Origin of the sequence: Bacillus sp. PDNC022, from assembly GCF_016919285.1 — a bacterium.
Taxonomy (GTDB): Bacteria; Bacillota; Bacilli; order Bacillales; family Bacillaceae; genus Bacillus; species Bacillus safensis.
Genome location: NZ_CP070345.1, coordinates 1 through 26,349 on the forward strand (window position 1 = coordinate 1; position 26,349 = coordinate 26,349).

The following is a 26,349-nucleotide window of genomic DNA, read 5'->3' on the forward strand; positions in this document are numbered from 1 at the left end:
GATCTTTGAAAACTAAACAAGACAAAACGTACCTGTTAATTCGAGTTTTTATAAAAAAATCCTATGATACTTCATAGGTAGTCAGTCAAACTGGCGAGGCAGGAAATGATCACATGCTAAGTTCGCTACATCGTGTAGCAACGCATGTGTGATATGCATCCTGCATACCTCGGAGAGTTTGATCCTGGCTCAGGACGAACGCTGGCGGCGTGCCTAATACATGCAAGTCGAGCGGACAGAAGGGAGCTTGCTCCCTGATGTTAGCGGCGGACGGGTGAGTAACACGTGGGTAACCTGCCTGTAAGACTGGGATAACTCCGGGAAACCGGAGCTAATACCGGATAGTTCCTTGAACCGCATGGTTCAAGGATGAAAGACGGTTTCGGCTGTCACTTACAGATGGACCCGCGGCGCATTAGCTAGTTGGTGGGGTAATGGCTCACCAAGGCGACGATGCGTAGCCGACCTGAGAGGGTGATCGGCCACACTGGGACTGAGACACGGCCCAGACTCCTACGGGAGGCAGCAGTAGGGAATCTTCCGCAATGGACGAAAGTCTGACGGAGCAACGCCGCGTGAGTGATGAAGGTTTTCGGATCGTAAAGCTCTGTTGTTAGGGAAGAACAAGTGCGAGAGTAACTGCTCGCACCTTGACGGTACCTAACCAGAAAGCCACGGCTAACTACGTGCCAGCAGCCGCGGTAATACGTAGGTGGCAAGCGTTGTCCGGAATTATTGGGCGTAAAGGGCTCGCAGGCGGTTTCTTAAGTCTGATGTGAAAGCCCCCGGCTCAACCGGGGAGGGTCATTGGAAACTGGGAAACTTGAGTGCAGAAGAGGAGAGTGGAATTCCACGTGTAGCGGTGAAATGCGTAGAGATGTGGAGGAACACCAGTGGCGAAGGCGACTCTCTGGTCTGTAACTGACGCTGAGGAGCGAAAGCGTGGGGAGCGAACAGGATTAGATACCCTGGTAGTCCACGCCGTAAACGATGAGTGCTAAGTGTTAGGGGGTTTCCGCCCCTTAGTGCTGCAGCTAACGCATTAAGCACTCCGCCTGGGGAGTACGGTCGCAAGACTGAAACTCAAAGGAATTGACGGGGGCCCGCACAAGCGGTGGAGCATGTGGTTTAATTCGAAGCAACGCGAAGAACCTTACCAGGTCTTGACATCCTCTGACAACCCTAGAGATAGGGCTTTCCCTTCGGGGACAGAGTGACAGGTGGTGCATGGTTGTCGTCAGCTCGTGTCGTGAGATGTTGGGTTAAGTCCCGCAACGAGCGCAACCCTTGATCTTAGTTGCCAGCATTCAGTTGGGCACTCTAAGGTGACTGCCGGTGACAAACCGGAGGAAGGTGGGGATGACGTCAAATCATCATGCCCCTTATGACCTGGGCTACACACGTGCTACAATGGACAGAACAAAGGGCTGCAAGACCGCAAGGTTTAGCCAATCCCATAAATCTGTTCTCAGTTCGGATCGCAGTCTGCAACTCGACTGCGTGAAGCTGGAATCGCTAGTAATCGCGGATCAGCATGCCGCGGTGAATACGTTCCCGGGCCTTGTACACACCGCCCGTCACACCACGAGAGTTTGCAACACCCGAAGTCGGTGAGGTAACCTTTATGGAGCCAGCCGCCGAAGGTGGGGCAGATGATTGGGGTGAAGTCGTAACAAGGTAGCCGTATCGGAAGGTGCGGCTGGATCACCTCCTTTCTAAGGATATATGGAGCAGCGTACGTTTTCGTCTTGTTTAGTTTTGAAGGATCATTCCTTCAAACATGTCTCTAGCGAGACAGGATTGTTCTTTGAAAACTAGATAACAATAAGTAATACATTCACATTGAATGCAATGCAAAGTTCATCACACATAGTGATTCTTTCTAAAGTAAGAAATGGTTAAGTTAGAAAGGGCGCACGGTGGATGCCTTGGCACTAGGAGCCGATGAAGGACGGGACGAACACCGATATGCTTCGGGGAGCTGTAAGCAAGCTTTGATCCGGAGATTTCCGAATGGGGAAACCCACTGCTCGTAATGGAGTAGTATCCATACTTGAATACATAGAGTATGAGAAGGCATACCCGGGGAACTGAAACATCTAAGTACCCGGAGGAAGAGAAAGCAAATGCGATTCCCTGAGTAGCGGCGAGCGAAACGGGAACAGCCCAAACCAAGAGGCTTGCCTCTTGGGGTTGTAGGACACTCTATACGGAGTTACAAAGGAATGATATAAGCGAAGAGGTCTGGAAAGGCCCGCCAAAGAAGGTAACAGCCCTGTAACTGAAATATTATTCTCTCCAGAGTGGATCCTGAGTACGGCGGAACACGTGAAATTCCGTCGGAATCCGGGAGGACCATCTCCCAAGGCTAAATACTCCCTAGTGACCGATAGTGAACCAGTACCGTGAGGGAAAGGTGAAAAGCACCCCGGAAGGGGAGTGAAATAGATCCTGAAACCGTGTGCCTACAAGTAGTCAGAGCCCGTTAACGGGTGATGGCGTGCCTTTTGTAGAATGAACCGGCGAGTTACGATCCCGTGCAAGGTTAAGCAGAAGATGCGGAGCCGCAGCGAAAGCGAGTCTGAATAGGGCGCATGAGTACGTGGTCGTAGACCCGAAACCAGGTGATCTACCCATGTCCAGGGTGAAGTTCAGGTAACACTGAATGGAGGCCCGAACCCACGCACGTTGAAAAGTGCGGGGATGAGGTGTGGGTAGGGGTGAAATGCCAATCGAACCTGGAGATAGCTGGTTCTCTCCGAAATAGCTTTAGGGCTAGCCTCAAGGTAAGAGTCTCGGAGGTAGAGCACTGATTGGACTAGGGGCCCCTACCGGGTTACCGAATTCAGTCAAACTCCGAATGCCGATGACTTATCCTTGGGAGTCAGACTGCGAGTGATAAGATCCGTAGTCGAAAGGGAAACAGCCCAGACCGCCAGCTAAGGTCCCAAAGTATACGTTAAGTGGAAAAGGATGTGGAGTTGCTTAGACAACCAGGATGTTGGCTTAGAAGCAGCCACCATTTAAAGAGTGCGTAATAGCTCACTGGTCGAGTGACTCTGCGCCGAAAATGTACCGGGGCTAAACGTATCACCGAAGCTGCGGACTGTTCTTACGAACAGTGGTAGGAGAGCGTTCTAAGGGCTGTGAAGCCAGACCGGAAGGACTGGTGGAGCGCTTAGAAGTGAGAATGCCGGTATGAGTAGCGAAAGACGGGTGAGAATCCCGTCCACCGAATGCCTAAGGTTTCCTGAGGAAGGCTCGTCCGCTCAGGGTTAGTCGGGACCTAAGCCGAGGCCGAAAGGCGTAGGCGATGGACAACAGGTTGATATTCCTGTACCACCTCCTCACCATTTGAGCAATGGGGGGACGCAGGAGGATAGGGTAAGCGCGGTATTGGATATCCGCGTCCAAGCAGTTAGGCTGGGAAATAGGCAAATCCGTTTCCCGTAAAGGCTGAGCTGTGATGGCGAGCGAAATTTAGTAGCGAAGTTCCTGATTCCACACTGCCAAGAAAAGCCTCTAGCGAGGTGAGAGGTGCCCGTACCGCAAACCGACACAGGTAGGCGAGGAGAGAATCCTAAGGTGATCGAGAGAACTCTCGTTAAGGAACTCGGCAAAATGACCCCGTAACTTCGGGAGAAGGGGTGCTTCTTAGGGTGTTAAAGCCCCGAGAAGCCGCAGTGAATAGGCCCAGGCGACTGTTTAGCAAAAACACAGGTCTCTGCGAAGCCGTAAGGCGAAGTATAGGGGCTGACGCCTGCCCGGTGCTGGAAGGTTAAGAGGAGCGCTTAGCGTAAGCGAAGGTGCGAATTGAAGCCCCAGTAAACGGCGGCCGTAACTATAACGGTCCTAAGGTAGCGAAATTCCTTGTCGGGTAAGTTCCGACCCGCACGAAAGGCGCAACGATCTGGGCACTGTCTCAACGAGAGACTCGGTGAAATTATAGTACCTGTGAAGATGCAGGTTACCCGCGACAGGACGGAAAGACCCCGTGGAGCTTTACTGCAGCCTGATATTGAATGTTGGTACAGCTTGTACAGGATAGGTAGGAGCCTTGGAAACCGGAGCGCTAGCTTCGGTGGAGGCATCGGTGGGATACTACCCTGGCTGTATTGACCTTCTAACCCGCTGCCCTTATCGGGCAGGGAGACAGTGTCAGGTGGGCAGTTTGACTGGGGCGGTCGCCTCCTAAAATGTAACGGAGGCGCCCAAAGGTTCCCTCAGAATGGTTGGAAATCATTCGCAGAGTGTAAAGGCACAAGGGAGCTTGACTGCGAGACCTACAAGTCGAGCAGGGACGAAAGTCGGGCTTAGTGATCCGGTGGTTCCGCATGGAAGGGCCATCGCTCAACGGATAAAAGCTACCCCGGGGATAACAGGCTTATCTCCCCCAAGAGTCCACATCGACGGGGAGGTTTGGCACCTCGATGTCGGCTCATCGCATCCTGGGGCTGTAGTCGGTCCCAAGGGTTGGGCTGTTCGCCCATTAAAGCGGTACGCGAGCTGGGTTCAGAACGTCGTGAGACAGTTCGGTCCCTATCCGTCGCGGGCGCAGGAAATTTGAGAGGAGCTGTCCTTAGTACGAGAGGACCGGGATGGACGCACCGCTGGTGTACCAGTTGTTCTGCCAAGGGCATCGCTGGGTAGCTATGTGCGGACGGGATAAGTGCTGAAAGCATCTAAGCATGAAGCCCCCCTCAAGATGAGATTTCCCATTCCGCAAGGAAGTAAGATCCCTGAAAGATGATCAGGTTGATAGGTCTGAGGTGGAAGCGTGGTGACACGTGGAGCTGACAGATACTAATAGATCGAGGACTTAACCTATATTCTAATGTGAAGCATGAACATTGTTATCTAGTTTTGAGAGAACATTCTCTCCATCAGGTTTGGTGGCGATAGCGAAGAGGTCACACCCGTTCCCATACCGAACACGGAAGTTAAGCTCTTCAGCGCCGATGGTAGTTGGGGGTTTCCCCCTGTGAGAGTAGGACGCCGCCAAGCTTCTATAAGGATCAGTTCCATTTGGAACTGGTCTTTTTTGTTTTTTCTTCTAACAGCATTATGATGTAAGCTGGGAACTTCTCTTCTGCAATCTCCAAGTAGCGTTTAATCATGACGTAATTATCGCTAATGTATTGAGACAGCAGTTCGGCACATCATCTCATGTCTAAAAGCAGCGTGTGAAACACTGGGCATTAAGAGAAAAAGCGCCAATCGCATAAAACCTTATCAATAAAAAATAATAGAGAGACAGAGTATGAGCTTATATAGGGGCACTCCATATATCTTTAATTTAAATCGAAGAGGTGTAAGCCTATTCGATTTCTATAAATTCTTTACATCTAAAGAGATACCTATATCATTAAAGTATAAAAATGAGAGACTGCTAATATTTCTGAAGGAATTGAACGTTTTTAAAGAGAATATAGAGAAGAGAGTTCAGCTGCTGAACGTAGAAAAAGCAGCTGTATGAATAGGTGATATGGCGATCATTTGTTAAAAGAAATAGGCAATGAAAATTGAAATAAAATTTTTTTAATATAGCCTTTACAAATGATTAAAACCTGTATATAATAATCTTTGTCGGATCGAGAGATTCCTACATAGTGGAGGATTAGCTCAGCTGGGAGAGCATCTGCCTTACAAGCAGAGGGTCGGCGGTTCGAGCCCGTCATCCTCCACCATATTTATTCTTACATAATGTTAGGATAGATAAAGCCGGTGTAGCTCAACTGGTAGAGCAACTGACTTGTAATCAGTAGGTTGGGGGTTCAAGTCCTCTTGCCGGCACCACTTTCATATGGTAAGATAGACAAGTCGCTTTAAAAGCGAGCCATTAGCTCAGTTGGTAGAGCATCTGACTTTTAATCAGAGGGTCGAAGGTTCGAGTCCTTCATGGCTCACCATGTTTCATGCGGGTGTGGCGGAATTGGCAGACGCGCTAGACTTAGGATCTAGTGTCTTTATGACGTGGGGGTTCAAGTCCCTTCACCCGCATTGCCAAATAAAATAAAGAAATCCTGTAATGCGGAAGTAGTTCAGTGGTAGAACACCACCTTGCCAAGGTGGGGGTCGCGGGTTCGAATCCCGTCTTCCGCTTATACCATCCACGCCGGGGTGGTGGAATTGGCAGACACACAGGACTTAAAATCCTGCGGTAGGTGACTACCGTGCCGGTTCAAGTCCGGCCCTCGGCATTATAAATAAGCGCCCGTAGCTCAATTGGATAGAGCGTTTGACTACGGATCAAAAGGTTAGGGGTTCGACTCCTCTCGGGCGCGCCATTAAGATCGGGAAGTAGCTCAGCTTGGTAGAGCACTTGGTTTGGGACCAAGGGGTCGCAGGTTCGAATCCTGTCTTCCCGACCATCTTTTATGGGGCCTTAGCTCAGCTGGGAGAGCGCCTGCCTTGCACGCAGGAGGTCAGCGGTTCGATCCCGCTAGGCTCCACTTTATAAAAGTTTATTATGATCATGGCGGTGTAGCTCAGCTGGCTAGAGCGTACGGTTCATACCCGTGAGGTCGGGGGTTCGATCCCCTCCGCCGCTATAAAGGACCTTTAGCTCAGTTGGTTAGAGCAGACGGCTCATAACCGTCCGGTCGTAGGTTCGAGTCCTACAAGGTCCACCATCTATACGGAGGAATACCCAAGTCCGGCTGAAGGGATCGGTCTTGAAAACCGACAGGGGTGTCAAAGCCCGCGGGGGTTCGAATCCCTCTTCCTCCGCCATATTTTTTAAAACCCTTATCATCGCGGGGTGGAGCAGTTCGGTAGCTCGTCGGGCTCATAACCCGAAGGTCGCAGGTTCAAATCCTGCCCCCGCAACCAAAATGGTCCGGTAGTTCAGTTGGTTAGAATGCCTGCCTGTCACGCAGGAGGTCGCGGGTTCGAGTCCCGTCCGGACCGCCATTTTTCAAAAGAATACTTGGCTCGGTAGCTCAGTTGGTAGAGCAACGGACTGAAAATCCGTGTGTCGGCGGTTCGATTCCGTCCCGAGCCACTTTTATAAAAAAATATTCATAGTATGGCGGTTGTGGCGAAGTGGTTAACGCACCAGATTGTGGCTCTGGCACTCGTGGGTTCGATTCCCATCAATCGCCCCATACATATTTTTGCGGGTGTAGTTTAGTGGTAAAACCTCAGCCTTCCAAGCTGATGTCGTGGGTTCGATTCCCATCACCCGCTCCATTTGTATATCTGTTCATGGGCCTGTAGCTCAGCTGGTTAGAGCGCACGCCTGATAAGCGTGAGGTCGGTGGTTCGAGTCCACTCAGGCCCACCATGATCTTCCGCAGTAGCTCAGTGGTAGAGCTATCGGCTGTTAACCGATCGGTCGTAGGTTCGAGTCCTACCTGCGGAGCCAAATGGAGAAGTACTCAAGTGGCTGAAGAGGCGCCCCTGCTAAGGGTGTAGGTCGCGCAAGCGGCGCGAGGGTTCAAATCCCTCCTTCTCCGCCATTGTTCTGGCCCGTTGGTCAAGCGGTTAAGACACCGCCCTTTCACGGCGGTAACACGGGTTCGAATCCCGTACGGGTCATTTTTAAAAGAGATCTTGTCAAAGATCTCTTTTTTATTTTCTTCAAAACAAAAGACCGCTATCATGGCGGTCTTTTTTTACATATTCATGGAATAGATCGTATAAGACAAGTATGTCGCAAAGAAGCCCCATAAGACATAAGGAATCAGTAAAATTGGAACAACTTTGCTTAGTTTACGTGATACGATGACAAGTGCGAGTGCTGTCAGTGCGACGAGCAGGCAGTCGATCGTAGCCACAAACAAATCCTTTTGTGTAAATTGAAAAAAGCTAAAGGCTTGATTGAATACATAATTTAAAAGGAAAAGAATCCAAAATGGTAAAGTAATTTTTTGAAATCCATACTTTCCATAAATGATCGCTGCGGACAATGAGATGAGCGCAAATAAGACAGCCCATACAGCACCAATCACCCCGCCACCAGGCGTCCATTCTGGTTTAATCAATGCGTCATACCATTCTCTGTCAATGGGGAATAAGAATCCGGCAATAGAGAATAGTGCGTATGTAATCAAGAAGACGACAATCGCCCAAATGATACTTTTTCTAGCCATCAAGAATCTCCTCCAATCAAATTCACTCTTAAAGTGATTTCCCAATAATTACATGATATAAACATAAAGCCCCCAATATGAGGGGACTAATGATTTTCTTCTGTATAAGGTTCTTCCTCGTACGGTTTCAAGTCACCAAATACCGTCATGACACCTTCTTCGTCTAATGCATCTTCATAGGCCTCGTGTGCTTTGTTCGGATACACCTTGCTGGCTTTTCCTTCAATATCAGCAGCTGCGAATCCTTCGTAGTCCTCCACATAATCTTCATCTTCTGATTGTGTATACACATCATCGTATGTCAGAGGAGGGAATTCCATATCAGACGGGGTATCAGAGTTTCCATAGCGTTCTACGTCTTGGTAGGCATCCTCTCCATCGTACGCAGCACTTTCTTCATTTTCAAATTGTCCCGCTGGCGGACTTAATAAATCCTCTTCAATTGGACGGTTTTGTGAAACGGTCTGTTCTTTTGAATGCTCTGTGCATGTGACGGCAGTGGGCAAGGCTTCTAAGCGTTCCTTTGGAATAGGGGCTTTACAGACCTTGCACAGACCGTAAGAGCCGTCTGCAATGGCTTGAAGTGCTTCATTGATGTCTAACATATGTTCATGTTCCAAACTGTTTAAAGCATTATCTTTCCCACGCTCGAATAGCTCTGTCCCTTGATCACCCGGGTGGTTATCATAGGCAGACAATTCACCGACCGAATCGTAAGGAAAGGATACTTTCTGTTCATCGTCATGGCTTTTGGCTTCTAGTTCTTTCTTTTCGTCGAGAAGGCGCTGTTTCAAATGATGTAATTCGTCTTTAGACAACAAAGCGATCATCCTTTCATATCAAACTTATTGTTAGTATGAGCAATTTTATATGTAAGACTAGTTCCAATTTGAAGCAATTCCTTATTAAAAAAAACGCCTGCGGCTGCAGGCGTTCTTAGTTAAGCGATATAGTATTGTAAGATTAAAGCGATCGTCAGCAGAAAACCAAAAAATGTATTGGTTTGAGCTGTAGATTTCATGGCATTCATTAATTCAATCGGTTTTTCTTTTTGTTTAAACTCTTTAATGGCTGTATAGGCTTTTGGCACACTGAGTAAAACTAGAAGACTCCAAGCACCGACGATATCTGTGAAGATATAAACAAAAATGAGTACATATGATACCAAAAACATGGAAAGTAAAATGTTCACTGCAGCTTTACGTCCAGCAAGAATGGCAAGTGTTCTTCGTCCATTTTCCTTATCCCCGTCTAAATCACGGATATTGTTCGACAGTAAGATGGCACCAACTAAAATAGAAATTGGTAGTGAGACGAGAACAGCTTTAGACGTCAGTGTGCCTGTTTGGATATAGAAACTAATCAGGATGATTCCTAATCCCATAAAAGCACCTGAAACAAGTTCTCCAAACGGTGTGTATGCAATTGGTACAGGGCCGCCAGTATAGAAATACCCTGCTGCCATACAAATAAGTCCTATTAGTGCAATCCACCAGCTAGACATCATGCAAATATATACCCCAAGTAATAAAGAAAGCGCAAATAGTGCATAAGCGAGGCTGAGGACTGTCTTTGGCTTCACACCGTTTCTTACAATGGCTCCGCCGATGCCGACAGATTTCTCGTTGTCCAACCCGCGAACATAATCAAAGTACTCATTAAACATGTTTGTTGCGATTTGGATAAACATAGATGCAAACAGCATGGCTAAAAATAGCCCAACATGTATTTGACCACTTGGAAGTGCTAAAACAGTTCCTAAAGTAACGGGAATAAATGCCGCTGTTAGTGTATGCGGTCGTAGTAAATTCCACCAAATTCGCCAGTTTTTATCAGGCTTAATTGGTGAAAGCTGATCTGATACTGATTGATGCTGCATAAAATATACTCCTTTAAATAAAAAAATACGTACACGTCCAAATTCCAGTTTAGCAAAGTTCAAAAAGGTGTCAATATATTGATGCGATGAAACGGGAAAAAGATGTTTGCTAATCGTTGCCATATCGAAGGAAAGCTTGATTTTAGAACAGGTTCTGCCATTTTACCTTAGATGTTCTCGTTTCAATAAGCAGGAGCGAAAAAATCTTGAAAGCGTGATATAATAAGGATTCGAGGTTTTAAAAGCTGTTTTCTTTACTAAGTTCATCTGTTAAGGTTTATAATAGAAAAGCAGGTCATTCGACATATTCGAATGTTCATGTATTTTTTCATTATGGTTTTATTTTTTTATGTTATTTCATGGATTTTGGAGGAATGTATCATGGTGACAACAGTGCAAAGTACTTTCCGGCAGGAAGCGCTTGCGACATTAGAAGAAGCGAATAACGTCAACCATGCTGTTTTGATAAGCTACTCCAGAAGAGTTGACGATCTGGATCCTCTTGCCTTTTTCCAAAGCGGTGAAGCGGATTTTTTAGGCGAGCGGTTTTTTTGGTCTGATCCAGAAAGCCAAATGATATTTTCTGGACTTGGCAGAGCGGCCGTCATTAAATCATCTGAGCAAGCCAAGGAACGATTCGATATAGTCCATCAAGAATGGGAACAGCTAAAGCAGCACATGTTCCATTTTCATGATGAGAAGGAGTTAAAGCAAGCGGCTGTTGGTCCGCTTTTATTTGGAGGATTCTCGTTTGATCCGTATGAAGAGAAGGCGCGTCATTGGAAAGCATTTGGCGAGGCTCATTTTTTTGTGCCATCGATCATGTTGACTGTCTCAAAAGAAGGCAGTTTTCTTACGATCAATGAGTGGAAGCAGGTGGACGGGAATGTTCATCAGCTTATTCAAGAATTAGAACAAAAGGCCTCTCGTTTCGAGACATTGCCAGTACGGACTGGTGGACAAGCTGAACTTGTTCATATGGAAGAGCTCGATGTGAAGGAATGGATGAAGGCGATCCAAGAAGCGACAGACCACATTCGTGCAAACGAATATGAAAAGGTTGTTTTAGCAAGAGAAGTCTTGCTTCACTATAAAAATCAAATTGAACTTGCTCCACTATTAGCAGAATTATTAAAGCATCAAACAACGAGTTATGTATTTGCGGTTGAACAAGGAAGACAAGCATTTGTCGGAGCAACGCCTGAACGCTTAGTGAAAAAAAGCGGCGGAGAGGTCTTTTCATCCTGTTTAGCAGGTTCCATTGTTCGCGGAAAAGATGAAGCGGAGGATCACGCATTAGGCGAGGAACTGCTGCATGATGAGAAGAATTTGATTGAACATCAAATTGTCGTCAATATGATTGAACAAGCATTTAAAGCGAATTGCCTTCATGTGCATAAACCAAATCAACCAAGTCTTTATAAAACAAAAAACATTCAGCATTTGTTTACACCGATTGTGGGAGAAATCAAAAGCAGCTGTTCCCTCTTTTCATTAATTGAGCAGCTTCATCCGACGCCGGCATTAGGCGGATATCCGAAGGAAAAGGCGGTTGAAGTGATTCGTGAACTCGAACCGCTTAAGCGCGGCTGGTATGCAGCGCCGGTAGGCTGGATTGATTCTCAGGATAATGGAGAATTTGCTGTAGCCATTCGGTCAGGTCTCATTGAGGAAGACCGTGTTCGTTTGTTTGCTGGCTGCGGAATTGTAGAGGATTCCCTTGCAAAGCAGGAGTATGAGGAAACACAAGTGAAGTTAAGACCAATGCTGTCTGCTCTTGGAGGTCATCCTATTGAATAATCACATCATGACAACATATATAGGCAGATTGATGGATGAATTCGTCCAAGGTGGTGTGAAAGAGGCAGTTGTCTGTCCTGGTTCTCGTTCAACTCCGCTTGCGATGCTGGCTCTTGCTCATCAAGACATCCATGTCCATGTTTTAGTGGACGAACGGTCTGCTGCTTTTTATGCGCTTGGTCTTGCAAAAGCAAGTCAATCGCCAGTGCTGCTTATTTGTACATCAGGTACAGCAGCTGCTAACTTTTACCCAGCCATTGTAGAGGCGCATTATTCTCGTGTACCTCTTATTGTTTTAACTGCTGATCGGCCGCACGAATTGAGAGAAGTTGGGGCACCTCAAGCGATTGATCAGCAATTCTTATTCGGTAAGTTTGTTAAATGGTTCACAGACTTAGCGTTGCCAGAGGAAAGTCAAATGATGCTTCGTTATGTTCAGACGGCAGCTGCGAGAGCAAATCACATGTCGATGCAGGAGCCAAAGGGGCCTGTTCAGGTCAATGTGCCTCTGAGAGAACCATTGCTTCCTGATCTGTCTATTGATCCTTTCGCGCGAGAAGAAATAGACACGAAAAAGGTATTAGCATCAGGTCAGGCTTTCCCAAATGATCGAGTGATGTCTGAAATCGTGACCGCCTTGAACCAATCCAAAAAGGGAATGATTGTGGCTGGTGAACTCCATACACAGGAAGAAAAAGAGGCGGTTTTACGCCTTTCAAAAGCCCTGCATTTACCTATTTTAGCTGACCCGCTTTCTCTTTTGCGCAACGGGCATGAGAATAAAGAGCTAATTATCGACGCTTATGATTCTTTATTGAAAGATGAAGCATTGCAGCAGCATCTATTGCCGGATATGATCATTCGTTTTGGCCCGATGCCTGTGTCTAAGCCCTTATTCAAGTGGCTGGAAAAACATGCGGAAGTGAAGCAGATTGTTGTAGATGCTGCCGGAGGCTTCCGTGATCCTGGGTTAAGTGCTTCATACGTCATTGAAAGTACTGTCTCTGCTTTTGTAGAAGCGGCATTAAATCAAGCAGAAAAACGTGAGGAGACAAGTTTCTTAAACCGCTGGCAGAATGCTAATTCTTCATTTAGAACGCATGCAGCCCGCTATTCAGATGAGGATTTGTCCTTCGAGGGGAATGTGTACCGTCAGCTTCAGCACCTCTTGCCAAAGGAGAGTGTCCTTTTTATCGGAAATAGTATGCCAATTCGTGATGTTGATACATTTTTTGAAACTCAGTCCAAACCTTTTCGAATGATGGCGAATCGCGGAGCAAATGGCATTGACGGCGTTGTATCCACAGCACTTGGCACATATGCAGCTGTAAAGCAGCCAGTTACTTTAGTCATTGGAGATTTATCATTTTACCATGATATGAACGGTCTGCTTGCAGCTAAACTGATGGACATACCGCTGACAGTTGTTTTGATAAACAATGATGGGGGAGGTATCTTTTCTTTCCTTCCGCAGGCATCTGATGAACCGTATTATGAGAAGCTCTTCGGTACGCCGACAGGACTGAATTTTGAGTATGCATCGAAGTTATATGGGGGAACCTATTCGAAACCGGCAACGAAACAAGAGTTACATGATGTGTATATGGCACATATCGATGAACCTGGACTTCATTTAATTGAAATTGAAACTGATCGTCATTCCCGTGTAGACAAGCATCGTCAAATGATGGATGACATATTGGAAGAAGTGAAAAAAGAATGCCTTCTCTCATTATAAGAATGCGTGATGGGGTAGCGTACGAAGTGGTGGACCAGAACCCTTCGGCAGCAAATGCCACACTATGCTTACACGGCTTCACTGGAAGTGCAGCGTCTTGGACGTTCTTGAATGCTTATTTGGAGAATACAAGACTGATTCAGGTCAGCTTGCTTGGACATGGGCGTACGGACTCGCCAGAAAGTGTGAGAAGATATGCAATGTCTCAGCAGCTGGCAGATCTTGCAGAGATTTTAAACCAATTAAAGCTTCACAAAGTGAATATTCTCGGATATTCTATGGGAGGACGTATTGCTTTATCATTTGCTGCTCGTTACCCAGATCGTGTCAATAAATTGATCCTTGAGAGTACGTCTCCAGGGCTACGCACTTTTAAAGAGCGGATGGCAAGACTGAAGCATGATCATCAGCTCGCTCAAAAAATCAGACATGAGGGCTTAGTGAAGTTTGTGGATTTTTGGGAAAGCATTCCTTTGTTTGCTTCGCAGAAAACTTTATCAGCCGAAAGGCAGACTGAGCTGAGAGAGGGAAGACTGAAGGCCAATCCTCTTGGGCTGGCTCGCAGCTTAGAAGGAATTGGTACAGGTTCACAGCCGTCTGTTTGGAAGGCATTAAAGCATATTCATTTGCCTGTATTGTTCATTTGCGGAACGCTTGATGAAAAGTTCTGCCATATCGGGAAACGTATGCAGCAAGAGCTGAAAGGAAGTCAATTTATATTGGCTGAACATGCTGGGCATACAGTTCATGTGGAACAACCACATTTTTTTGGTAAAATAGTAAGTGAGTTTATTTTAGCGCAAGATTAGAGGAGGAAATATTGATGGCTATTGAATGGCAAACTGAGCGTCAGTATGACGAAATTTTATATGAAACGTACAATGGAATCGCAAAGATTACGATTAATCGTCCACACGTACATAACGCGTTTACGCCAAAGACTGTTAGTGAATTGATTGATGCATTTTCACGAGCTCGTGATAATTCAGAAGTTGGTGTGATCGTACTTGCAGGTGCTGGCGGAAAAGCATTCTGTTCTGGTGGAGACCAAAAAGTTCGCGGCCATGGCGGTTATGTAGGTGACGATCAAATTCCACGTCTAAATGTATTAGACTTACAGCGTTTGATTCGTGTCATACCAAAACCAGTTATCGCAATGGTGGCAGGTTATGCGATTGGCGGAGGACACGTTCTTCACGTTGTGTGTGATCTGACGATTGCAGCAGATAATGCGATTTTTGGACAAACAGGTCCAAAAGTAGGCAGCTTTGATGCTGGTTATGGTTCAGGCTATCTTGCACGTATAGTTGGTCATAAGAAAGCAAGAGAAATTTGGTACTTATGCCGTCAATATAATGCACAAGAAGCGCTTGATATGGGACTTGTTAACACAGTAGTACCATTAGATCAGCTTGAAGAGGAAACGGTGAAGTGGTGTGAGGAGATGCTAGAAAAGAGCCCGACTGCTTTACGATTCTTGAAGGCTGCATTTAACGCAGATACAGATGGATTAGCTGGAATTCAGCAATTTGCAGGAGATGCGACTCTTCTTTATTACACAACAGATGAAGCAAAAGAAGGACGCGATTCCTTTAAGGAAAAACGCAAGCCGGACTTCGGTCAGTTCCCGCGTTTCCCTTGATTCAATGATATCAATGAAAACAGCTTAGTGCATCAGACTAAGCTGTTTTCTTTTACGAAAAGGAGGTGTCATGATGAAGCAACCTAATTGGCTGCTGCACCGTGCCTATTTAACGCCAGATCGAGTCGCACTCATATACCAAGAGAAAGAGTGGACATTTCACGAATTGGCTCAAGAAGTGGACGAGCTTTCAAATAGACTTGCACAGGCATCATTGAAAAAAGGGGAAACGGTTGCGCTTTTGATGAACAATCATCCTCACATGGTGATGATTGTTCATGCCTGTTTTTTATTAGGGTTAAAAATCGTGCTATTGAACAACAAGCTGACAAAGGCTGAAAGACGCTATCAGCTAGAAGATGCAAAAGCAGCGGCTTTATTAACAGAATCTAGTTATGCAAGCGACCATGAGGGAGATTTACCCGTTTATACAATGGAAACTTTACCTGAACCAGGGCAAGGCCATGACAAGAAGATCGAGAGCGAATTTGATTTGAATGAAACAGCGACCATCATGTATACATCTGGGACAACAGGACGTCCAAAAGGGGTAGAGCAAACGTTTGGCAATCATTTTCATAGTGCAGTTTCCTCTGCACTGAATCTGGGTCTCAGAGAGGATGACCGCTGGCTCATTTCCCTGCCTCTTTTTCATATTAGCGGCTTATCCGCGTTATTTAAGTCTGTGATATATGGGATGACAGTCGTGCTTCATCAGAAGTTTGATGTCGACGAAGTAAAGGATTCTATTGAACGGCATCGCGTGACGATGATTTCTGTTGTTCAGACGATGTTATCTCGTTTATTAAGCAGACTGGAAGAATGTCCATCTTCTTTGCGCTGTCTTTTATTAGGCGGAGGGCCTGCGCCTTATGTGATGCTCCAAGAAAGCAAAGAGAAGGGCTTTCCTGTCTTTCAATCGTACGGTATGACGGAAACCTGTTCACAAATTGTGACCCTTGCCCCCGAATTTAGTGTAGAGAAACTTGGTTCAGCGGGAAAACCTCTTTTTGGGTGTGAGCTGAAAATTCAAGATGGTGATCGCATTTGCATCCCTTTTGAGCATGGCGAAATTATGGTGAAGGGTGCAAATGTGATGAAAGGATACCTTTACCGTGAAGAAGCGACCGCGGCTGCCTTTGATGAGGGCTGGCTGAGAACGGGTGATATTGGCTATGTGGATGAGGACGGGTTCTTATTTGTGCTTGACCGTCGTTCAGATTTAATTATTTCTGGCGGAGAAAATATTTATCCTGCGGAAATTGAAGCGGTTCTTTTAACACATCCGCATGTAAAGGAAGCCGGAGTAACGGGTATGTATGATGATAGATGGGGAGAGGTGCCTGCTGCTTTTCTTGTAACAGATGATAAAATACCGGAGAATGAGCTCTATGTTTTATGTGAGTCGCATTTAGCCAAATATAAATGGCCCGCCGCTTTTCACTTTGTGGACGAGCTGCCAAGAAATGCGTCGAATAAATTGCAAAGGCACAGACTCAAATCAAAGGGGTTTTTAGATGATTCAAATTGAACGAGTGATTTTATATCATGTCACGATGAAGCTTAAACAGCCATTTACAACAAGTCTTGGAACCATTTCAGAGCGTGAGTTTATTATTGTTGAAGTAAAAGATCAAACCGGATTGACTGGATGGGGAGAGGTATCTGCCTTTTCTTCTCCGTGGTATACAGAAGAAACAATTGAGACTTGCTATCATATGCTGAGGGCTTTCTTTATTCCGAACGTGCTGACGCGCACCTTTACACATCCTTCAGAAATACCTGACAGTCTGTATCAATTTAAAGGCAATAGGATGGCGAAAGCAGGCATTGAAGCAGCTGTTTGGGATATTTATGCGAAGCGTGAGAATAAGTCTTTACGCGATGTATTAGGCGGCACAAAAGATAGAATACCATCTGGTGTTGTGGCGGGGTTAGGCCCTATTGACGATATGCTTCAGCAAATTCAGCAATTTGTTGACCAAGGCTATCAGCGGGTGAAGGTGAAAATTAAACCGGGACAAGATATTGGACTGCTGCAAAAGATAAGAGAGTCTTTTCCTGAGCTGCCATTAATGGCAGATGCAAACTCTGCTTATGAATTAAAAGATATTAGCAAACTCAAGCAGCTCGACGATATTCGTTTATTAATGATTGAACAGCCTTTAGCTGCAGATGATATTGTGGACCACCGCCATTTGCAAAAGCATTTAAAAACGCCGATTTGTTTAGATGAAAGTATTTGTTCTTTAGATGATGTAAGAAAAGCTGTAGAGCTTGGCAGCTGTCAAATCATTAATGTAAAGCCTTCACGAGTTGGCGGACTGACAGAGGCTCTTAAAATTCATACGTTCAGTAAGGAGCATCAAATTCCGTTATGGTGCGGGGGAATGATTGAAACAGGTATTTCCCGAGCGCAGAACGTGGCACTTGCTTCGCTTCCTCAATTTACAATTCCCGGTGATATTTCAGCTTCGTCAAAATATTGGGAGCAGGATATCATTTTTCCTGAAATTAAAGTTGAAAATGGGTTTATTGAGGTGCCCCGCTCCCCAGGAATGGGCGTGGAAGTTGATTACCAAGCGCTCCGTTCATTTTCAGATAAAATCGACGTGTTTACAAAACATGATTTTGTGAAATAAAAACGAAGGAATGACCTTTTGCATACCCAATAGAATCTAGGTATAGTGAGAGAAAGTTTTTCCTTCCTGTCAGAACAAAAAAAGAAAGAGCGGGTGGTCCACTCTTTCTTTTTCTTACTCTTCAACCAGCTCGCTGTCATAAGCAAGCTGTCCGATATACTGATGAATTTCACTTGGCATGTTTGATGCATGTCCATATTCATAATCCCAAAGATTTAAAAAGGAGTGAGCGGCTTGGTGGAATGCGGCTTCATCCGCGTCATGAATTTCGTCAAAAAACGTTTGAAGCAGCCGATCGTGTTTCAAATTGAAGCGCCTCCTTTAATGAGACTTAAAGATCTTGTGGTTTAAACGTTTTACAATCCGTTTCTTCACTTTTCTCAGCCGTATTTCCTGTGTGGCTGACGACATAGATTGCATCTGCACCACAGCGGTTTCCAGCATTCCAATAGGAACAGTTATTGACTTCACAAAGGATTTTTTGACTCATACAGATGACCTCCTTTTGAGTATGTCTTTCATCTATAATGTAACCGAAATGAAGCTCGCCCATTCATGTTAATCTTCCTGGCGAATATAACGCTTATCCTTCATAAATAATTTCCAGAAGAAATAGAAGCCAGGAAATAAGATGATAAAACCTACAATATAGGTGATAAATAATGCCCTAAATGTGACAGGGTCTGTAAATCCAGACATGATTGTAATATCTGGATAGGCCATATAAGGCAAATGGGCACGCCCGTACACATAGCTTGCTAAGAAATATTGAATGGTAATCGCAATGACGGCAAGGCGTGGTCTTCCTTTCCGGTTCTTAAACCGGCTGTTTGGTAAAAATAGAGCCAGGCCTGCGAGCAGAAACATTAGGAGAGATACAAGAAGAATAGGGATGTTCTGCATCATTTTTGTGAAAAGCCAATTGGCCTCGCTTCGTAAAGTCAGCATGATAAAAAAGGCCATCATGAGTGAAAGAGGACCCGTAATGAGCGCACCTCTTCTATATATGCTGTAAGCTTCATCTTCATTAGCTACATTAGAGAAATCGGCTAAAAGTAAGGACGAAAGAAAAAGGGTGCTGAAGATGGCAAAGCCGACAAAAGAATAAACATTTGCACTTGTAAAGACCAGTCCAAGATCTAGTGAGTAGACGTTGTTCTCCTGAAAGATAAATCCACCATGGGTAATTGGGAGAACCATGATCAGGATGGACGGAATGATAAAGCCGCTGATCCCTGAAATGTAAGTCACCGCTTTTCGGTATTTCTTAGGCAGTGAATGAGAAAACACGAGAAACCCGCTTCGCAGTGCAAGAAGTAATAATATGATGCTGCCGGGTATTAATAAAACGGTACCAAGTACAAAGGTCGCACCTGGAAACAGGCTGAACAATGCGACAACGATGGCCACAATAAAGACGTTTGTCACTTCCCATGTTGGAGAAAGGTACTTATTTGCGATATTAGCGGCTTTTGTTTGTTCTCTATTCATATAAATCATCGACCAAAATCCTGCGCCGAAATCCATTGATGCCATCACTGCATAGATAAAAACGAATCCCCATAAGATGGTGATTGCAATGAGCGCATCAGTTGTAACATCCATTTGCATCAAGATCGCTCCCTTTTTAAGATTCTGTTAACCGTAAGTCTTCTTCAATCGTATGTTTCCTAAAGTAGTACGTCAGCACAATAACGGTTGCAATGCCTAAGATGAGATAGACAATGGCAAAAAGGATAAAAAGTGTCCCGATCGAGCCAGATGATGTGACAACCTCAGAGGTTTTGAGCATTCGATAAATGACCCATGGCTGACGGCCTGTACAAGCAAAGATCCAGCCAAATTCAATAGCCAAAAGACTAAGAGGCCCGCCGAATAAGTAAAGAAAAAGAAGAAACTTCGGAAATTTTTCACGTTTTAAAATTTTACGGTAAAGCAGTGCTAATACCGCAAATAGAATGAGCACCGATCCAATAATGACCATGCCGTTAAATAATGTGTGTATAAATAATGGCGGCCACTCGTCACGGGGAAAATCATTTAAGCCTTTGACCACCGTATCGAAGCTATTTCCTGCCAGAAAACTAAGCGCCCAAGGAATTTCGATCGCACCTTTAATTTCCTGCGAATCAGCATCCGTAAAACCACCTATTGCAAGAGGCGCATGTGATTGCGTTTCAAACAAACCTTCAGCTCCAGCCAGCTTTTCAGGCTGATATTCATATAGAAGCTGAGCGGACTCGTGGCCATTTAAGGCTGTTAGAAAGGAGAAAAGGCCTCCTACAATGAGTCCTAGAAAAAGGGCTTTTCGATGAAATGTATAGAGTTTTTCATTCTTTTTAGTTTTGAGCATTTTAAAAGCTGCTACTGAAGCAATCACAAAAGCACCTGTTGTAAAAGCAGAAAGCACGACATGTGTGGCAGTCACAGCAAAGCTTGGATTGAAAAAGGCCTTCCAAGGCTCGATATTTGTGATTTCTCCATTCACCATCTGAAAGCCAGCAGGTGTTCCTTCAAAAGCATGTACGTTTGTAATCAGAATCGCTGATGCAGCTGCACCAATGACGATAAAAATAACGGTAATGATGCGCATTGCATTTGATAGGCGATCCGCTGCATACACATAAATAGACATAAATAATGCTTCTATAAAGAAGGCATAAATTTCAATCTGGAATGGCAGTGACATGACCTTTCCAATGACCTCCATAAAACCTGGCCACAAAAGGGCAAGCTGAGTACCAGCAATCGTGCCTGTTGGAATGGCGACCCCTAACAGAACAGCCTGCGCTTTTGTCCATCGCTTGGCCATGATGGCATAATGCGGGTCCTTCGTTTTTTGAAAGATGAGTTCAGCTAACAAAATCATTAGCGGGATGCCGACGCCAAGCGAGGCATAAATAATATGAAAGCCCATAGTTGTGCCGAACAGGCTTCTAGCTAAAACGAGATCAGTCAATTTTTTCTCCGCCTTTCTTATCGCTTCTCTTTTTCATAATGCTTATTATTCTCCACCATTTTTAGATTATTCTTCCTGACTAAGAAAGCTTGTTTTTTGACAAGTTGTATAAGAGGGAGTAGAATATAAGTATAAAACGTAACCATTACGTTTTGATAATGAAAGGAGTTTTGACATTGAAAAGAGATATTCATCCAACCTCACATGAAGTTGTATTTATGGACGTAAACAGCGGTTACCGCTTCTTGAGTAGATCGACAAAGACATCAAATGAGACAGTAGAGTGGGAAGATGGGAAAACGTATCCTGTCATTAAAGTAGAAACAAGCTCTGATACGCATCCTTTTTATACAGGACGCCAAAAATTCGGAGAAAAAGGCGGAAGAGCCGAGCTGTTTAAGAAAAAATATCAAATGTAATCAAATAGCAGCACACCTTATAAGGTGTGCTTTTTTACAGCAAAAAACCCCGGCTGATCAACCGGGGTTCAAAGCATTAATCATTTAATGCAGTTTTTAAGGTCTTTAAGTTTTGTTTCATTAAGCTGACGTAGCTTTCTCCATTTTTGGCATCATCTTCAGTAATGGATTCTAGATTTTTAAGGGTTAAGCTTTTTGCCCCAATTTCACTGCGGATTGTATCTGATACTTTGCTGCTGACGTTGTTTTCAAAAATAACGTATTGAATGTGATGCTGTTCCGCTTTTTGTACAATGTTTTCGAGCTGTTTTTGTGATGGCTCTTCAGAAGCGGATAATCCTAAAACACTGATTTGCTCAATGCCATAACGCTTTTCCCAATAACCATAAGCTGCGTGAGAAACAAGGATTTCTTTATGTTTCGCTTTAGATAACGTTGTTTTGAATTCTTGGTCTAATGATTGCAAATCTTTTTTTAGATGTTCATAGTTTTTTGTGTATTCGTCTTTATGATCTGGATCTAATGAGACGAGTGTGTCTTTAATGTTTTTCGCCATTTGCTGCGCATAAACGGGATCTAACCATGCATGAGGGTCTTTATCTCCGTGATCGTGCCCATCATGGTCGTGATCTTCACCTTCGTGATCATGATCTTCGCCTTCTTCATGTGCATGTTCTTCTTTTGTCGATAACAATTTGATGCCTTCGGCTGCTTTGACTGTTTTCACACCTTGATTTTTTAATGTGGCAGCAGTTTTGTCTGCGAATGCTTCAGCCCCGGTACCGCTGTAGATAAAGGCATCACCTTCAGCCATTTCAACCATCGTTTTAGAACTTGGTTCAAAGCTGTGTGCATCTGCATTGGCAGGATACACGCTTTGAGCATGAACGTGGGAGCCGCCAATTTTTTCAGTGAAATCTTGAATTGGGAAGATCGTGGTGTAAATGGTTAGTTTCCCGTCTGCCTTTCCTTTTGAAGCATTAGTGCCCGCACTGCTTGAGCAAGCGGCAAGACCGATCACGAATAAAGCAGCTGTTAAAATAAAAAAGATTTTTTTCATGTAGAAAATGTCTCCTCTCATTCTAATAGATAGAAATGATTACGATTTAATGTCCTGAGTTATTGTATCGTAATAATTACGATTTGAAAAGAGGAAATTAAAAAATTTTCATCAGCAGATGTTTCCTCTAAAAAAAATAAGCAGCAAAACGTGACGAAATTTCTTACATTGTGCTATATTTATTTTTAAAAAAAGATAAAGGAATGGACAAACGTATGAAACTTTTAGATGAAATCATCGAATATAATCAACAATTTATTGAAGAAAAGAAATACGAAGAATTTACAACAACAAAGTTTCCACAGAAAAAAGCTGTCATTCTATCGTGTATGGATACAAGACTTGTTGAATTGCTTCCGCGTGCCATGAACATGAAAAATGGCGATATTAAGATTGTCAAAAGTGCTGGAGCGCTTGTTTCTCATCCATTTGGAAGTATTATGCGAAGCATTTTAGTTGCTGTTTATGAATTAAATGCTGACGAGGTATATGTCATTGGGCACCATGATTGCGGGATGAGCAAAATAGACAGCCAGACACTTTTAAATAAAGCCGTTGAGCGCGGTATTCCAGAAAAACGTATTGAAGTACTGGAATACTCAGGAATTGATTTTAAACAGTGGCTCAAAAGCTTTAGTTCAGTTGAAGAGAGCGTGAAGGACAGTGTGTCCGTAGTGAAAAATCACCCGCTTCTTCCATCAGATGTACCTGTACATGGGCTTGTCATTGACCCTGGAACAGGGAAGCTTGACTTAGTTGTCAACGGATATGAAGAAAAGTAAGTTATTTTTCCTTTTTAGGCGGAACAGGATCGATGCCGCCAGGGTGAAGCGGATGACATTTTAAAATCCGTTTTATGGTGAGCCAGCCGCCCTTAATCGCGCCATGCGTTTTGATCGCTTCTAGTCCATAGTTTGAGCATGTTGGATAAAACCGGCAGCTTGGCGGTGTAAGAGGGGAAATACATTTTTGATAAAAGCGTATCATGCCGATAAAAATTTGCTTCATAGAGGTTCCTCCTTGTCTGTCTTTCACAGTATAAGAAAAAAGGACAAGGAAGGAAAGTTTTATAAACTAAACTGGTCGGAGAAATATGTTATAATATAGGAAATTGCAATTATAGGAGTGGTGATTATGCCTTCAGTTGAAAGCTTTGAACTTGATCATAATGCTGTAAAAGCGCCATATGTTCGTCATTGCGGCGTTCATAAAGTGGGATCAGATGGGGAAGTAAATAAATTTGATATTCGTTTTTGTCAGCCAAACAAGCAGGCGATGAAACCTGATACGATTCATACATTAGAGCATTTGCTTGCATTTAATATTAGAACACACTCAGAGAAATATGACCATTTTGATATCATTGATATTTCTCCAATGGGCTGCCAGACAGGATATTATTTAGTTGTCAGTGGTGCACCAACTCCAAAAGAGATCGTTGAACTTCTTGATGCAACATTCAAGGATGCGGTTGAAGTAACAGAAATTCCTGCTGCAAACGAAGAGCAATGCGGCCAAGCGAAGCTTCATGATCTTGAAGGAGCAAAACGTTTAATGCGTTTCTGGCTTTCTCAGGATCAAGAAGAGCTTTTAAAAGTATTTGGTTAATAGAAGGACGAACCGGACATTAGATGTCCGGTTTTTTATTTGAATTCAATCAGAGATGTCAAAATAGGGGATATTTGTTAAAATGGACATGTCAGTAAAAGAAGGGGGAAGCGCAGGATGCGAAAAATGTTGGGAATGATTCTGATGCTCACGTTATTGAGTGCATGTGGAAACTCTGCAGCAAATAGCGGCAAAGGGGAAGTGCCTGAGCTATTAGAAGTAAAACTCACAGGACCTGAGCAAGTGGAGAAAAATGAAAGCGTTATAGTAAAAGCAGCTGTCACATACGGTGATACGCCTGTTGATGATGCAGATGATGTTCAATTTGAAGTGTGGAAAGATGGCGACAAGGATAACAGCAAGATGATTCAGCCAAAGAAAGAAAACAAAGGTGTATACGAATTACACACAGCCTTCAAAAAAGATGGCCTTTATATCATACAAGTCCATGTGACAGCTAAACAGCAGCATAATATGCCGAAAACGAACATCCACGTAGGTGAGATGAAAAAAGAGAGTTCATCTACTGAAGAAGAAACCTCACATCATTAAAAACAGTTTTATTTTGGATTAGGACGTTGGTTTGGTTCAGCATCTTGTGGTGAATCGACTTTATGCTTATATTCATAAGCCTTCGATGTCGTCCATAATGATAAAAAGACAACGATTGAGATAATGATAAAGCTGATAATCCCAAGTAACAGCATCTAACTCCCTCCTTATTTCCATATTAACATATATTTCATGCAGTCAAAATAGAAGAAATTGATGGAAGGTTTCAGTATAATAAGAAAAGGGTATTCTCATACTAAACGCAATTACATAAGGAGGAATAAACATGTCTGAAAATTTATTAAACGTTGTGAATAAACAAGTAGCTGATTGGACTGTGCTTTACGTGAAATTACATAACTATCATTGGTATGTAAAGGGGAAAGATTTCTTTACACTCCATGAGAAATTTGAGGAACTATATACAGAAACAGCTACATATATTGATGATTTGGCTGAGCGTATGCTTGCTTTAAATGGACAGCCTGTTGCGACAATGAAAGAGTGCTTAGAAATTTCCAGCATTCAAGAAGCAGAAGGCAAAGAATCAGCGGAGCAAATGGTGAAAAATCTATATAATGATTTCTCCAATATCGCTGAGGAATTAAAGAAAGGAATGGAGCTGGCTGCAGAGGTTGGCGATGAAACAACAGGTGATATGCTGCTTGCGATTCATCAATCCATTGAAAAACACAACTGGATGCTTAAAGCATATTTAGGATAATACACGTATGTGAAAAGAATGTCGGTCATCAATAGATCGACATTCTTTTTTATTGGAATCGGGACAGACAGCCCATTGAAATCATAGGGCTTTCAGCCGAAGAGAAAAGAGAAGGGAGGGAAGAAGATGTCTTCTATTGCAGGAATGATGAGTCAGCAAGTAGCGAGCATTCAAAAGACACTCAATATCAGTTTGTTGAATTCACAGCTTGCTACAAATACAGCACAAGCCATGGTGATGCTGGATCAAGTGCAGCAGCAGCCTCAAGCTGTTCAGCCAAAGGATTCAGATGCTTCATTTATTGATGTCAGAGTCTAAAAAAGAGAAGCCGCCTCAAGGGGCGGCTTTTTTGGTTTCATTCGTTTCCCTGAGTACATAACAGCGCCTTTATTTTTTGTCGTCCAAGCTATTGCGAGCATCCGGCATATACTATTGAGGTAAGGAGTTCCACTCTGAAAGGATGTTGATGCCAAGTGAGCAAGGATTTAGGCATCTTTTCGTTGGTTACAGTGAGTTTGTCGGCGATGGGCTTTCTGTTTGGTGGAGCAGGATATTTACTGATGATTTTAGTGACGTTGATGGCTATTGAATTAATTTGTTCAAGCCTAAGAGAATCTTTGACTGGACAGCTCACAATGAAGCGGTTTTTTACGCGGCTTGTTCGAAAGATTGTGACAGTCTCCTTAATATCTATGGCACATTTCTTCGATGTCATGCTGAAGACAAATGGGACGATTAAGGATTTAGCGATCATCTTTTATATAATTTATGAATCTTACCAAATCGTCTTGACAGCCAGAGCCCTTGGAATTCCCATTCCGCAGTTGTTTATTGATGTGTTGGACATGTTGAAAAATAAATTGCGCAAAAAGCCGTAATTTCCTCATATCTGGTCATACTAAAGGAAAAAGGATGATTCAGATGGCGAGACACACATACTATGTATCCGTACAAGATGGATCGATATCGCAGCATAGAGATGCGGCGGCTTGGCAATTTCAAATAGAAGCAGATGATGATCAAATCTTGCAGCTGAGAGACTATTTCGATGAACAATATATGACAGATTGGAAAGGCTTCTTTAGGGCGCATGTTCCGTTTCTTGAATATCATTATGATAGTCCAAATGATGAAATGGATAGAAAAAGAAAAGAGATTTACACAATGATTTATGAGCTCGGCAATGAAGAGACAAGGAGCTTTATTGAGACAAATGGTTTGATGAATTGAAAA

At 43.9% G+C, this 26,349-nt stretch carries 24 protein-coding genes, 21 tRNA genes and 3 rRNA genes; 38 read left to right on the top strand and 10 right to left on the bottom strand.

Annotated elements, in window-relative coordinates:
* The first annotated feature begins 166 nt into the window (after positions 1-166).
* The 24 genes from JVX94_RS00005 (at position 167) to JVX94_RS00120 (ending at position 7,539) form a co-directional block, all read left to right on the top strand.
* A 16S ribosomal RNA gene (locus JVX94_RS00005) occupies positions 167-1,715 on the top strand.
* Positions 1,716-1,896: 181 nt separating this feature from the next.
* Positions 1,897-4,827, top strand: a 23S ribosomal RNA gene (locus JVX94_RS00010).
* A gap of 61 nt (positions 4,828-4,888) precedes the next feature.
* Positions 4,889-5,004 (top strand): 5S ribosomal RNA (gene rrf, locus JVX94_RS00015).
* The 16S, 23S and 5S rRNA genes sit together here, the layout of an rRNA operon.
* 607 nt (positions 5,005-5,611) lie before the next feature.
* A tRNA-Val gene (locus JVX94_RS00020) sits at positions 5,612-5,687 on the top strand.
* A gap of 33 nt (positions 5,688-5,720) precedes the next feature.
* Positions 5,721-5,796 (top strand) — tRNA-Thr (locus JVX94_RS00025).
* Positions 5,797-5,833: 37 nt separating this feature from the next.
* Positions 5,834-5,909: transfer RNA gene (locus JVX94_RS00030), tRNA-Lys, on the top strand.
* An 8-nt stretch (positions 5,910-5,917) separates the two neighbouring features.
* Positions 5,918-6,000: transfer RNA gene (locus JVX94_RS00035), tRNA-Leu, on the top strand.
* A 30-nt stretch (positions 6,001-6,030) separates the two neighbouring features.
* Positions 6,031-6,102: transfer RNA gene (locus tag JVX94_RS00040), tRNA-Gly, on the top strand.
* A 12-nt stretch (positions 6,103-6,114) separates the two neighbouring features.
* A tRNA-Leu gene (locus JVX94_RS00045) sits at positions 6,115-6,200 on the top strand.
* A 10-nt stretch (positions 6,201-6,210) separates the two neighbouring features.
* A tRNA-Arg gene (locus tag JVX94_RS00050) sits at positions 6,211-6,287 on the top strand.
* A 7-nt stretch (positions 6,288-6,294) separates the two neighbouring features.
* A tRNA-Pro gene (locus JVX94_RS00055) sits at positions 6,295-6,371 on the top strand.
* A gap of 8 nt (positions 6,372-6,379) precedes the next feature.
* Positions 6,380-6,452, top strand: a tRNA-Ala gene (locus JVX94_RS00060).
* 25 nt (positions 6,453-6,477) lie between these two features.
* Positions 6,478-6,551: transfer RNA gene (locus tag JVX94_RS00065), tRNA-Met, on the top strand.
* Between the two features lie 4 nt (positions 6,552-6,555).
* Positions 6,556-6,632 (top strand) — tRNA-Ile (locus tag JVX94_RS00070).
* Positions 6,633-6,639: 7 nt separating this feature from the next.
* A tRNA-Ser gene (locus tag JVX94_RS00075) sits at positions 6,640-6,732 on the top strand.
* A gap of 22 nt (positions 6,733-6,754) precedes the next feature.
* Positions 6,755-6,831, top strand: a tRNA-Met gene (locus JVX94_RS00080).
* A 4-nt stretch (positions 6,832-6,835) separates the two neighbouring features.
* Positions 6,836-6,912: transfer RNA gene (locus JVX94_RS00085), tRNA-Asp, on the top strand.
* An 18-nt stretch (positions 6,913-6,930) separates the two neighbouring features.
* Positions 6,931-7,003 (top strand) — tRNA-Phe (locus tag JVX94_RS00090).
* A gap of 27 nt (positions 7,004-7,030) precedes the next feature.
* A tRNA-His gene (locus JVX94_RS00095) sits at positions 7,031-7,106 on the top strand.
* Positions 7,107-7,117: 11 nt separating this feature from the next.
* A tRNA-Gly gene (locus tag JVX94_RS00100) sits at positions 7,118-7,191 on the top strand.
* 17 nt (positions 7,192-7,208) lie between these two features.
* A tRNA-Ile gene (locus JVX94_RS00105) sits at positions 7,209-7,285 on the top strand.
* Positions 7,286-7,291: 6 nt separating this feature from the next.
* A tRNA-Asn gene (locus JVX94_RS00110) sits at positions 7,292-7,366 on the top strand.
* A gap of 3 nt (positions 7,367-7,369) precedes the next feature.
* Positions 7,370-7,460 (top strand) — tRNA-Ser (locus JVX94_RS00115).
* A gap of 7 nt (positions 7,461-7,467) precedes the next feature.
* A tRNA-Glu gene (locus tag JVX94_RS00120) sits at positions 7,468-7,539 on the top strand.
* Positions 7,540-7,616: 77 nt separating this feature from the next.
* On the opposite strand, the gene JVX94_RS00125 is transcribed toward JVX94_RS00120, so the two are convergent.
* The 3 genes from JVX94_RS00125 to JVX94_RS00135 all read right to left on the bottom strand — a co-directional run bounded on the left by JVX94_RS00125 (position 7,617) and on the right by JVX94_RS00135 (position 9,972).
* Positions 7,617-8,093 carry a TspO/MBR family protein gene (locus JVX94_RS00125; protein WP_205184176.1) on the bottom strand — a complete coding sequence of 159 codons (477 nt, stop codon included), beginning with the start codon at positions 8,091-8,093 and terminating at the stop codon, positions 7,617-7,619.
* An 86-nt stretch (positions 8,094-8,179) separates the two neighbouring features.
* Positions 8,180-8,914 carry a TraR/DksA C4-type zinc finger protein gene (locus JVX94_RS00130; protein WP_205184178.1) on the bottom strand — a complete coding sequence of 245 codons (735 nt, stop codon included), beginning with the start codon at positions 8,912-8,914 and terminating at the stop codon, positions 8,180-8,182.
* Between the two features lie 119 nt (positions 8,915-9,033).
* Positions 9,034-9,972, bottom strand: a complete 939-nt coding sequence (locus JVX94_RS00135) for a 1,4-dihydroxy-2-naphthoate polyprenyltransferase (RefSeq protein WP_203128761.1) — start codon at positions 9,970-9,972, stop codon at positions 9,034-9,036.
* A gap of 381 nt (positions 9,973-10,353) precedes the next feature.
* On the opposite strand from JVX94_RS00135, the gene JVX94_RS00140 reads away from it, so the two are divergent.
* From JVX94_RS00140 to menC, 6 genes are all read left to right on the top strand, one after another.
* Positions 10,354-11,772: an isochorismate synthase gene (locus JVX94_RS00140; protein WP_205184180.1), complete on the top strand. Its 1,419-nt coding sequence runs from the start codon at positions 10,354-10,356 to the stop codon at positions 11,770-11,772.
* Complete coding sequence (menD, locus tag JVX94_RS00145; RefSeq protein ID WP_205184182.1) at positions 11,765-13,510, top strand: 2-succinyl-5-enolpyruvyl-6-hydroxy-3-cyclohexene-1-carboxylic-acid synthase; 1,746 nt, start codon at positions 11,765-11,767, stop codon at positions 13,508-13,510. Before JVX94_RS00140 ends, menD begins: the two co-directional genes overlap by 8 nt.
* Complete coding sequence (gene menH / locus JVX94_RS00150) at positions 13,492-14,319, top strand: 2-succinyl-6-hydroxy-2,4-cyclohexadiene-1-carboxylate synthase (RefSeq protein WP_205184184.1); 828 nt, start codon at positions 13,492-13,494, stop codon at positions 14,317-14,319. The genes menD and menH overlap by 19 nt, the downstream gene beginning before the upstream one ends.
* 14 nt (positions 14,320-14,333) lie before the next feature.
* Entirely contained in the window at positions 14,334-15,152 is an 819-nt protein-coding gene (gene menB / locus JVX94_RS00155; RefSeq protein WP_024424937.1) for a 1,4-dihydroxy-2-naphthoyl-CoA synthase, read from the top strand.
* Between the two features lie 70 nt (positions 15,153-15,222).
* Positions 15,223-16,683, top strand: coding sequence for an o-succinylbenzoate--CoA ligase (locus JVX94_RS00160; RefSeq protein ID WP_205184187.1), 1,461 nt, complete (start codon positions 15,223-15,225; stop codon positions 16,681-16,683).
* A complete protein-coding gene (gene menC, locus JVX94_RS00165; protein WP_205184190.1) occupies positions 16,670-17,794 on the top strand; it encodes an o-succinylbenzoate synthase in 1,125 nt (374 codons plus the stop codon). The genes JVX94_RS00160 and menC overlap by 14 nt, the downstream gene beginning before the upstream one ends.
* A 114-nt stretch (positions 17,795-17,908) precedes the next feature.
* Here the strand turns inward: menC and JVX94_RS00170 are convergent, their stop codons facing one another.
* The 4 genes from JVX94_RS00170 to JVX94_RS00185 form a co-directional block, all read right to left on the bottom strand.
* Entirely contained in the window at positions 17,909-18,100 is a 192-nt protein-coding gene (locus JVX94_RS00170) for a hypothetical protein (protein ID WP_024424934.1), read from the bottom strand.
* 25 nt (positions 18,101-18,125) lie between these two features.
* Entirely contained in the window at positions 18,126-18,284 is a 159-nt protein-coding gene (locus JVX94_RS00175; protein WP_008360682.1) for a DUF1540 domain-containing protein, read from the bottom strand.
* Between the two features lie 68 nt (positions 18,285-18,352).
* On the bottom strand, positions 18,353-19,399 hold the full coding sequence (locus tag JVX94_RS00180) for a cytochrome d ubiquinol oxidase subunit II (RefSeq protein ID WP_189310210.1): 1,047 nt from the start codon (positions 19,397-19,399) through the stop codon (positions 18,353-18,355).
* A gap of 22 nt (positions 19,400-19,421) precedes the next feature.
* Positions 19,422-20,753, bottom strand: a complete 1,332-nt coding sequence (locus JVX94_RS00185; RefSeq protein ID WP_205184193.1) for a cytochrome ubiquinol oxidase subunit I — start codon at positions 20,751-20,753, stop codon at positions 19,422-19,424.
* Between the two features lie 176 nt (positions 20,754-20,929).
* Between JVX94_RS00185 and JVX94_RS00190 the strand changes: the two genes are divergently transcribed.
* Positions 20,930-21,172: a type B 50S ribosomal protein L31 gene (locus JVX94_RS00190; RefSeq protein WP_041086807.1), complete on the top strand. Its 243-nt coding sequence runs from the start codon at positions 20,930-20,932 to the stop codon at positions 21,170-21,172.
* A gap of 76 nt (positions 21,173-21,248) precedes the next feature.
* On the opposite strand, the gene JVX94_RS00195 is transcribed toward JVX94_RS00190, so the two are convergent.
* Positions 21,249-22,232, bottom strand: a complete 984-nt coding sequence (locus tag JVX94_RS00195) for a metal ABC transporter solute-binding protein, Zn/Mn family (protein WP_095409358.1) — start codon at positions 22,230-22,232, stop codon at positions 21,249-21,251.
* Between the two features lie 215 nt (positions 22,233-22,447).
* Between JVX94_RS00195 and JVX94_RS00200 the strand changes: the two genes are divergently transcribed.
* Complete coding sequence (locus tag JVX94_RS00200) at positions 22,448-23,014, top strand: beta-class carbonic anhydrase (RefSeq protein WP_024424929.1); 567 nt, start codon at positions 22,448-22,450, stop codon at positions 23,012-23,014.
* A 1-nt stretch (position 23,015) separates the two neighbouring features.
* Here JVX94_RS00200 and yidD read toward each other — a convergent pair whose 3' ends face one another.
* Positions 23,016-23,240 (bottom strand): membrane protein insertion efficiency factor YidD, encoded by a 225-nt coding sequence (yidD, locus tag JVX94_RS00205; RefSeq protein WP_041107381.1) that lies wholly within the window; start codon positions 23,238-23,240, stop codon positions 23,016-23,018.
* Positions 23,241-23,366: 126 nt separating this feature from the next.
* On the opposite strand from yidD, the gene JVX94_RS00210 reads away from it, so the two are divergent.
* Positions 23,367-23,840, top strand: coding sequence for an S-ribosylhomocysteine lyase (locus JVX94_RS00210; protein ID WP_003217624.1), 474 nt, complete (start codon positions 23,367-23,369; stop codon positions 23,838-23,840).
* A 117-nt stretch (positions 23,841-23,957) separates the two neighbouring features.
* A complete protein-coding gene (locus JVX94_RS00215) occupies positions 23,958-24,392 on the top strand; it encodes a FixH family protein (protein WP_144471468.1) in 435 nt (144 codons plus the stop codon).
* Between the two features lie 8 nt (positions 24,393-24,400).
* Here the strand turns inward: JVX94_RS00215 and ytzI are convergent, their stop codons facing one another.
* On the bottom strand, positions 24,401-24,547 hold the full coding sequence (gene ytzI, locus JVX94_RS00220; protein ID WP_003217544.1) for a YtzI protein: 147 nt from the start codon (positions 24,545-24,547) through the stop codon (positions 24,401-24,403).
* A gap of 131 nt (positions 24,548-24,678) precedes the next feature.
* On the opposite strand from ytzI, the gene JVX94_RS00225 reads away from it, so the two are divergent.
* The 4 genes from JVX94_RS00225 to JVX94_RS00240 all read left to right on the top strand — a co-directional run bounded on the left by JVX94_RS00225 (position 24,679) and on the right by JVX94_RS00240 (position 26,346).
* Positions 24,679-25,116 (top strand): Dps family protein, encoded by a 438-nt coding sequence (locus tag JVX94_RS00225; protein WP_095409356.1) that lies wholly within the window; start codon positions 24,679-24,681, stop codon positions 25,114-25,116.
* A 126-nt stretch (positions 25,117-25,242) separates the two neighbouring features.
* Positions 25,243-25,434, top strand: coding sequence for a hypothetical protein (locus JVX94_RS00230; RefSeq protein WP_024424925.1), 192 nt, complete (start codon positions 25,243-25,245; stop codon positions 25,432-25,434).
* A gap of 155 nt (positions 25,435-25,589) precedes the next feature.
* Positions 25,590-25,994: a phage holin family protein gene (locus tag JVX94_RS00235; protein WP_075611804.1), complete on the top strand. Its 405-nt coding sequence runs from the start codon at positions 25,590-25,592 to the stop codon at positions 25,992-25,994.
* Positions 25,995-26,037: 43 nt separating this feature from the next.
* Positions 26,038-26,346 (top strand): hypothetical protein, encoded by a 309-nt coding sequence (locus tag JVX94_RS00240; protein ID WP_024425787.1) that lies wholly within the window; start codon positions 26,038-26,040, stop codon positions 26,344-26,346.
* Positions 26,347-26,349 lie beyond the last annotated feature (3 nt).